Source organism: Corallococcus sp. 4LFB (assembly GCF_046520365.1).
GTDB lineage: Bacteria > Myxococcota > Myxococcia > Myxococcales > Myxococcaceae > Corallococcus > Corallococcus caeni.
In genome coordinates this window covers 46,083-52,914 of record NZ_JBKGHJ010000005.1, presented here as the reverse complement: position 1 = coordinate 52,914, position 6,832 = coordinate 46,083, and the positions used below count along the sequence as shown (strand labels likewise).

Sequence of the window (6,832 nt, the reverse complement as noted above, 5' to 3'; positions counted from 1 at the left end):
CCTCCCCCGCAGGAGGGCGCGGGCTCGCCGGTGCGCGGCCCGTCCTTCGACGGCGGCGGCAGGCCGGGCGGACCGGGCCCGCGGGGTCCCTCCAGCGGCACGGTGGACATCGTGAACGCGTACGAAGCCACCGCGGACTGCACGGGCGCGGTGACCCAGAGCCAGACCGTCACCTTCGAGGTCTCCAGCATCAACTCCGACGGTGAGGTCTCCACCGTGAAGGGCACCACCGCCTCCACGTCGGAGCTGGTGGACGGCGCTCCGCCCCGCCAGAAGAGCACGCAGGCGGACGTGATGCGCACGCGCACGGACGCGGACGGCACGGTGGTGAAGTCGGTGCGGCTGGAGGGCTCGCTGTCCGTCGCGTTCTCCCCCGACACGCCGCCGGTGCGCACCATCGACGGCGCGTACACGGAGACGGCGCTCGACGGCACGCAGGGCACCGTCATGCTGGCGGGCATCGTCCGGCCGTCGCGCGACGTGTGCCCCTGGCCCACGGGCGGCACGCTCACGCGCACCACCGCGGACGGGGAGAGCCACGTGCTCGTCTTCGGTCCGGAGTGCGGCGACGCCACGCTCGATGGCGCGGAGCTGAGCCTGCCCGACCGCTGCGAGCGCGGCGGCGGCCGCCACTAGCCTCACGAGGTGTCGCGGTCCGGGGGACCTCCCGAACCCCTCCCCCGAACGTCCCCCGGGCCGCGAGCCTCAGCCCCGCTTCGTCATGTCGAACAGCGCGCGGGCCTGCGGCCCCAGGAACCCGTCGAACCCTCCCGAGCGCTGGGCAATCTCGAAGTACGCATACGGCCATGCGCGCGTGCCTCCGCCCCGGAGCGTCAGGGGCAGCGGGGCCGCGTGCGTGGCCGTCTGCCTCAGCGACGTGCCGGGCGCGCCCTCGATGTCTGTCTTCATGGGCACGCCCGCCTCGCGCATGCGCCGCTGCCACGCCTCCACGTCATCCACCGCGCCGGTGAAGTGGTTCACCTTGCGGCCGAAGGCCAGCAGCCAAGCGCCGTACTGCGTCTCCTTCTCCAGCTCCAGCAGCGCGGCCTCGTCCGGAGGCGGCGGCGCCGTGAACCACGCCGCGAGCGCCTCCACGTCCTCCGGCGGCGGCGGATCCACCGGCAGCGCGGCGAGCAGCTCGCGGGCGCGCGGCGACAGCTCCTCCGACTTCAGCTCGGACAGGAAGACGCGAGGCAGCCCTTCCGGGTGCGCCAGGTAGATGGCGGACAGGTGCGCGTCCGGGAACGTGTACGCGCCGGCCGGCCGCCAGCCGAGCCGTTCGAACACGCGGGAGAAGAGGGCGATGCCTCCCTCCGGCCGCGCGAGCGTGCGGAACGCGACGTGGTCGTTGCGGAAGCGTCCTCCGGACAGCGCCACGAAGGTGCGCGCGAAGGGGACTTCGGAGGCGTAGCGCTCCCACAGCAGGTCCAGCAGCCGCGAGGCGTCGGAGGCGGAGGTCGTCATGCGCGGCATCCTATGCCGCGGGTCCCTCCCCTCAAGGGCCACGCGGCATGCCGGCGCGTGTTCAGCGCAGCTCCACGCCGAGCCCGCCGAAGGTCATGGCCTCCAGGTGGCCGCCGTCTCCGGAGTGCGTCATCGGCGCCTCCGCGAGCCCCACCGCCACCAGCGAGTCCCCGTCCGCGTCCACGCCCAGCAGGTGGAAGTGGCGGTCCTGTCCCTCGGGGCCGGGCCGCTGCGTGCGCACCGTCTGGCCGTCGGCGGACGCGAGCGCGAGCAGGGCCCCGGCGCCGCGCGAGATGCTCATCCCGCCGTCCCACCGGTCCCACCCGGAGGCGCCCACGGCGACCAGCCCCGCGTCCGTCCAGCGCAGCGCGGAGAAGTGGTCCGCGCGGCCCGTGTCCACGCGGTGCTCGAAGCGCAGGGCGCCCGAGTCCAGCGCCCACACGCCCAGGTAGCCGTCGTAGGGCGTCATCCGGTCCTGCATGCCCGGCGCGGACGGGTACCAGGCGATGGTGCCATCCGCCGCTTCCGTCACCACGGTGCCCGCGAGCGCCACTTCGCCGCCGCGCACCGCCATGTCGAAGACGACGAACTCCGCCGCCCGGGTGGGCACGAAGACGTGCGTGCCGACGCGCGTCCCCACGGGCGTGAAGGCCGTCACGGCGAAGGGCTGGCGTTCGGTGTCCACCGGGCTGGTGACGTCTTCACCGGAGCGGCAGTGCACGGAGGTGAAGTCGTTGAACGTGCGGCTGGAGGCCATGCAGCGGGAGCTGTTCCAGGTGCGGCCCACCGCCAGCTGGCCCTCCGCGTCCACGGCGAGCAGGGGCCGGAGCGCGGCCTCGCGCCAGCGGAACTCGTCGTACGCCCAGGCGGCCGGCTGCGTGGAGTGACGTCCGTCGACGACGCGGGTCCACTGCTCGCGGTAGCGCCCGTCCGTCCACTGGAGCGTCATCAGCCCCGACGCCAGCTCCTGGGTGTCAGGCCCGCCTTCCGGGACGGCCACGAGCGACAGGAAGGCCACGGCCACGTCCTCGCCGCGCGCCTCCGTGCGCAGCCAGCCGTCGGTGAGGGCGTGGACCCAGGGGGACTTCATGCGGAACGCCGGGGAGGGCAGGGTGCCTCCCAGGTCGGAGCCGGGCAGCGTCGCGGGCGCGGGCAGCGGCTGCCGCGACAGCACCTGCCCCTCCGCGGACAGGCGCACCAGGTCGAAGGCCTCCGCCGTCGCGCTGGTGCGCTCGACGCCCAGGGTGCACTCCCCGGACGGGTGCACGGTGAAGTCGCTCAGGAGCTCTCCCGCCGCGGCGTCGAACCGCCACAGCGGCGTGCCGTCCCGGGCGGACACGGTGAGCCGGCGGGTGTCCCGGCCTTCCGCGTCCCGCGTCGTCTCCAGCACGAAGGTGCGTCCGGAGGCCCGCCGCACCTTGAGCCCACCGAACCCCGTGCGCGGCTTCACCGCCGAGGACGGCGTGCCCTGCTCGAACGCCCGGGTGAGCCCGGGCACCGCGCAGTCCGCGCCCTCGCAGGGCGACGCGGTGCCGTCCGTTCCGTGGCAGGCGGAGGCGCCCCACGACAGCAGGGCGCCCAGCAGGTACCGCGTCCGACGGAGGTCCATGGCTCGCATGCCTCCTCATACGGAGGCACGCGGCCCGGCGGGTCGTGCCCGCCGGTCCTTTCGCCTGCCCGGGGGGGCCACCGCCCCCGGGTTCATGCGTCGCGAACCGGTCCGACTGTCGGACAGGTTGGCGCGAAGGGTTCCCGGGGCGGGGGGCGTCGTTCCGCGCCCCGGGAGGGCATCCGCTACGGCACCGACACCGCCTGGAGGGCGGCGCGGCTGGGCGCCTCATCCCCCGTGACGCTCACCACGAGGCGCTGGAGGCAGCCCGCGAACTCCTGCTTCAGCGCGTCCGCCGTCACCGCCTGGAGGTGCGCGGGCGCTGGGCCAGCGCCTCCACCGGGAAGCCGCGCACGCGCGCCTGCAGCAGCGCCGTCACCCAGGCGTCCGTGGAGATGAACGACACCGCCTGCTGCGCCAGCAGCCGCGCCCGGGCGAGCTCCAGGTCCTGCGCGGACACCTCCTTGGAGAACGCCGCCAGCGTCTCACGCAGCGACCCCACGCCCTCGCTCAGCCGCTGCGCGTCCAGGCTGCCCTCCAGCAGCAGGTGCGCCGCGCCGCCCCGGCCAACCCAGGGCTGGGCCCCGAAGCCGTACGACGCCCCCGTCCCGGAGCGCGTCCGCTCGTAGACCGCCACCTCCAGCAGCTCCGCCATCAGCGCGTAGCGCGCCTCCAGCTCCGGCGTGGCCGTGGGCAGCCGGCAGGCCAGCTGCACCTGACCCTGGGAGGCCCCGGGGCGCGCGGTGAAGAGCGTGCTCACGTTCGCGGACGCGGCGGGCAGCACCGGCGCCGGCGGCACGGCCACCGGCTGCGGCTTGCCCCGGCTCCAGTCGCCCAGGTACTTGCGCACCAGCGGTTCGACCTCCTTCACGTCGAACTCCCCCGCCACCACCACCACCGTGTTGCCAGGGCGGTAGACGTCCTCCAGCCACGCCTGCGCCTCCGACCAGGACACCTTGCCCATCTGCGCGCCCGTCGCCTCGTTGGCGTAGGGGTGCGTGCCGTAGAGCGCGTGCATCAGGTTCCGGTGCGCCAGCACCTCCGGCCGCGTGTCCACCGCCTCGCGCCACGGCTGCACCTGCTCGCGCCAGTAGCGCACCACGTCCTCCGACGTGCGGGTGGTGGACAGGTCCTCGGCGAGCATCGCCAGCATGTTGCCCACGTTGCCCGCCGTGCCGGCCATGTCCACGCGCACGTGGTCCAGCTCCGTGCGGGTGCCCGAGTGCAGGCCCCAGTCGCTCAGGTGGCCCTCGAAGTACGACTCGCGGAAGGCGCCCCACTTCGCCAGGTCCGCCACGCCCGGCTTCTCCCCGTGCGCCGTCCCGCCGCCCAGCGCCGCGCCCACCCGCACCACCGGCAGGCCCGGACGCGGCACCAGCAGCACCTCCATGCCGTTCTCCAGCTTCAGCACCTGCACCGGGGCCGTGGTGGCCGTCAGCATGGACGGCGTGACGCGCTCGCCGCCCTCCACCGCGGGCTCGCCGCCGGGCAGCTTCGCCAGCACGGGGACCGCCGTCGGGGCCGCGCTCTCCCCGGGCCGCACGAGGAGGGCGTGCGCCCGGTCGCGCTGGAGCCACTGGTACGCGAAGTCCGTCACCTTGCCGCCGTCCAGCCCCATCAGCGCCATCTGCGAGCGCGTGTACGAGCGCACGTCCGTCGTGAAGTGGGTGAGCAGCGCGCGGCTCTTCGTGCGCGCCAGCAGCCGCTCCGACTCCAGCACCATGCTGGTCACCACCTGGCGGCGCAGGGACTGGAAGTTGAACTCCTGGCCCAGCACGTTGCCGGCTTCAATCTCCCCGGTCCACGTCTTGTAGACCTGGTCCAGGACCTTCTCCGCCGAGCGCTCCGGGTGGTCCCCGCGCGACAGGTGCACGCGCACGATGAGCAGCGACGCGCGGGTGCCGGGCACCAGGCTGGTGGAGATGCCCGCGATGTCGCCGTCGTTGCGCACCGCCTCCCAGAGCTTGTTGTCCAGGCTGACCTCCACGAAGTCGTGCAGGGCGCTGGCCTCGTCGAAGGCGCGCGGCAGCACCCACGACAGGTACAGCTCCGGCGACGGCACCGCCGCCGCGTACACCGGCAGCGTCTTGCTGACCGGCGCGACCGGGGGCTCCGCGCGCTTCGCGGGCATGCGCGCGTCCTGGGCCAGCGGGGCGCCGGTGCCCACCCACGCGGACGGCAGGTTCTGCTGGAGCGTGGCCTCCACCTCCGCCAGGTCCACGTCCCCGGAGATGACCAGGGTGACGTTGTCCGGACGGTAGTGGGCGCGCGCGAAGCGGTGCGCGTCCGCCAGGGTGAGGGCGGACAGCGACTCGTGCGAACCCGCCACGGGCCTCGAGTACGGGTCCCCCGCCGGGAAGGACGCCGCGTGCACCCAGCTGTACACCTGGCCCACGTAGCCCGTCTCGTTGCGCTGGCGCAGCTCGTTGCGCACCACCTCGCGCTCCACCGCGAAGACCTCCGGGCTGACGTTGGAGAGCGGCGACGACAGCCGCTCGCCCTCCAGCTTCACCAGCGTGGCCAGCGACTCCTTGGGGGCCACCTCCTCATAGGCGGTGTAGTCCAGGCTGGTGGAGGCGTTGGAGTGGCCCGCGCCGGAGGCGTTGAGCCGCGCCCGCACGGACGGGCCGTTGGCGGGACGCGCGCGGAAGGCCAGGTGCTCCACCAGGTGCGCCAGCCCCTCCTTGCCGCCCGGATCGCTGGAGCTGCCCGCGCCCACCACGGCGACCACCGCCACCACCGGCGAGCGCGCGTCGCGCTCCACCACCACGCGCAGGCCGGACGGCATGCGGAAGTCGCGCAGGGGGAAGGACACGTCGCGCATGACGACCTGCCCGCGCGGCGGAAGCGTGGCGCAACCGCCCAGCGTCAGGGACAGGGAGGTCAGCGCGGCCACGGCCAGGCGCGACGCGCGGAAGGGACCCGACAGGAAAGACATACGACTCCAGGTACGGACCCGGAGGCAGCCCACGCGGGGCGCACGGCCCCACGCCTCCCCCCGGGCGGGAAATGAATGGATGCAGGTGTGAATGGCCGGGGAGACAAAGCCTGACGGAAGACAGGCCGGAGCGGCAAAGGCAGACGACGGCCGGTTCATAGCATTCCCGCCACGGGCTCGTCACCCTCCCCCCCTTCCCAGCAGGGGATGGCAGGAATTGCAGGGAGCCCGGGCTCCGTCGTGGCCACGGTCCTCCGGCTAGGATGCGGGCCATGTCCCGTCCGCCGCGCACCGTGCTGCCGCTGCTGGCCTGCGCCCTCTGCGTCTCCTCCTGCTACTGGCTCGACACCCTGCCCAGGGCCTCGGGCGAGTGCGTGGGCACGCATCAGGGGCGGCGCGTGCACTGGCCTCTGCGGGAGGAGTCCTCGCTGGCGCACCGCTCCGCGCAGGGCGCGCTGCCCGACACCTTCATCGACCTGGACTACACGCCGGACGGCGAGCCGGTGCTGGAGGGCTTCGGCGTGGACATCCACCTGGTGGAGGGCGCCCGGGTGGAGGAGGACCGGACGGTGGGGCTCCGCCCGCGGGAGGGACAGCTGGTGCCCGAGGAGCCGTCGCTGGTGACGCGGTGGGTGGGGAACATCGGCGGGGCGTCCGGCTACCTCGCCTCGCCCGGGGTCCCGGTGGAGGGCTCGGTGACGCTGGACGAGCTGTCGGGGGTGGCCGCCGAGGGAAGCTTCCTCTACCGCTACTCGGATGGCGGCGCGCTGACGTGCACCTTCGAGGTGATTGAAGCCTCCAGCGAATGACGCGGTGGGACT

General features: G+C 74.1%; 5 protein-coding genes. 2 read left to right on the top strand and 3 right to left on the bottom strand.

Annotated elements, in window-relative coordinates:
• A partial coding sequence (locus ACLEQD_RS01365; RefSeq protein ID WP_410381114.1) for a hypothetical protein occupies positions 1-636 on the top strand: 636 nt, incomplete at its 5' end.
• A 69-nt stretch (positions 637-705) separates the two neighbouring features.
• Here ACLEQD_RS01365 and ACLEQD_RS01360 read toward each other — a convergent pair.
• The 3 genes from ACLEQD_RS01360 to ACLEQD_RS01350 all read right to left on the bottom strand — a co-directional run bounded on the left by ACLEQD_RS01360 (position 706) and on the right by ACLEQD_RS01350 (position 6,011).
• A complete protein-coding gene (locus ACLEQD_RS01360; protein ID WP_410381112.1) occupies positions 706-1,464 on the bottom strand; it encodes a DUF1338 domain-containing protein in 759 nt (252 codons plus the stop codon).
• A 61-nt stretch (positions 1,465-1,525) separates the two neighbouring features.
• A complete protein-coding gene (locus ACLEQD_RS01355) occupies positions 1,526-3,073 on the bottom strand; it encodes a hypothetical protein (RefSeq protein ID WP_410381110.1) in 1,548 nt (515 codons plus the stop codon).
• 298 nt (positions 3,074-3,371) lie between these two features.
• Positions 3,372-6,011 (bottom strand): M16 family metallopeptidase, encoded by a 2,640-nt coding sequence (locus tag ACLEQD_RS01350; RefSeq protein ID WP_410381109.1) that lies wholly within the window; start codon positions 6,009-6,011, stop codon positions 3,372-3,374.
• A 272-nt stretch (positions 6,012-6,283) separates the two neighbouring features.
• Between ACLEQD_RS01350 and ACLEQD_RS01345 the strand changes: the two genes are divergently transcribed.
• Positions 6,284-6,820: a hypothetical protein gene (locus ACLEQD_RS01345; RefSeq protein WP_410381107.1), complete on the top strand. Its 537-nt coding sequence runs from the start codon at positions 6,284-6,286 to the stop codon at positions 6,818-6,820.
• The last annotated feature ends 12 nt before the right edge of the window (positions 6,821-6,832 follow it).

Excerpts from the sequence above, each read along its gene's own strand:
- ACLEQD_RS01360 (WP_410381112.1), bottom strand. The coding sequence starts at position 1,464 with ATGACGACCTCCGCCTCCGACGCCTCGCGGCTGCTGGACCTGCTGTGG.
- ACLEQD_RS01345 (WP_410381107.1), top strand. The coding sequence starts at position 6,284 with ATGTCCCGTCCGCCGCGCACCGTGCTGCCGCTGCTGGCCTGCGCCCTC.
- ACLEQD_RS01350 (WP_410381109.1), bottom strand. The coding sequence starts at position 6,011 with ATGTCTTTCCTGTCGGGTCCCTTCCGCGCGTCGCGCCTGGCCGTGGCC.
- ACLEQD_RS01355 (WP_410381110.1), bottom strand. The coding sequence starts at position 3,073 with ATGGACCTCCGTCGGACGCGGTACCTGCTGGGCGCCCTGCTGTCGTGG.